Origin of the sequence: Enterococcus sp. C63, assembly GCF_040887215.1 — a bacterium.
Taxonomy (GTDB): domain Bacteria; phylum Bacillota; class Bacilli; order Lactobacillales; family Enterococcaceae; genus Enterococcus_B; species Enterococcus_B hirae.
In genome coordinates, this window is sequence record NZ_JBFOFI010000019.1 from 1 (window position 1) to 1,044 (window position 1,044).

1 protein-coding gene and 1 pseudogene are annotated in these 1,044 nt (G+C 38.8%); both read right to left on the minus strand.

The window, feature by feature from the left end:
- Positions 1–701 (minus strand): hypothetical protein (locus tag AB3H90_RS14340; RefSeq protein WP_368016917.1); only part of this gene is annotated, 701 nt, incomplete at its 3' end.
- Positions 702–715: 14 nt separating this feature from the next.
- Positions 716–1,044, minus strand: a pseudogene (locus tag AB3H90_RS14345) (hypothetical protein); the annotation flags it as partial.

Here is a 1,044-nt window from a genome sequence, read left to right on the forward strand (position 1 = left end):
ATAGTGGCCAATCGACATTTAGTAAAACGTAACACCACGTTGTCACGATAATTAGTAAGTTCTATTCGAATATTCCAAATACTTTTTTCGGATGAACCTATACCCGTGAACATAATAACTGGGTTATCTACCTCTGGTGTTTCAAGCGTAAATTGTGTACCTAAACCCTTGACATGAAATCGTAAACGACTAAAACGACGTGTACTAGCCGTTAAATTCATGTTTTGTCCTACCTTACAATCTGAATCGCCCGCTCTCCACAGTTTCGTTACTTGTTCAATTCGTTTCCAATTTCTTGAATTGTAGCCACCTTCTCCGCCTTCCTTGCTTGAATTGATATAAAAAATACTTCCGTTTGATACGTCAATCATCACATAAGTCTTACGTTGAGAGTGTTCCCCGAAAACGTGTAACTGGATAATTTGTCCAGGGATCATTGGATCGGGCGTTCCCATTTCGTCAGCCCATGCCCACACAGTAGCGTAATGACCGAATGGAATATTCCAGAAACTATACTTCTCACTTAAGTAATTATCCTTAATTAAATGGCCGGTTGCTTGTGCTACAGTCTCAGGTGAAGCAAAACCTGCATTTTTCTCGGTAGCAAGCGCATGTGATTGTTGGTCGTTACCATCACAATGAATAGCAAATTGTTCTAACATGTGATCAATTGCTTCTTCTCTTGTCATATCTTCAAACATTATCCATCACTCCTTTAATATGAAAATGACCGTTTTGTTGCTCGTCCCACGCCATTCATTATCAACGTTCTTGCTGTCTTATCAATTGACAATTGATAAAAAGCTTCAAAATCAACACTAGTATCTTTAGTAAATGCACAAGTTCCAACTATCATTTTCAAAGTACCGAGATTTCTCACCGTTTCCCAATGTTCATGCCCGCAAATGTAGGCAATAATAACACCTGGTCCTTTTGTGCTAAAATCAAATACTTCACTTCCTGTAACGGACTCCGATGGTTCTCCAGTTAGCGAATCATAATCAATGGTTACTGACACACCTTGTTTAAACCCATCAATAAGTA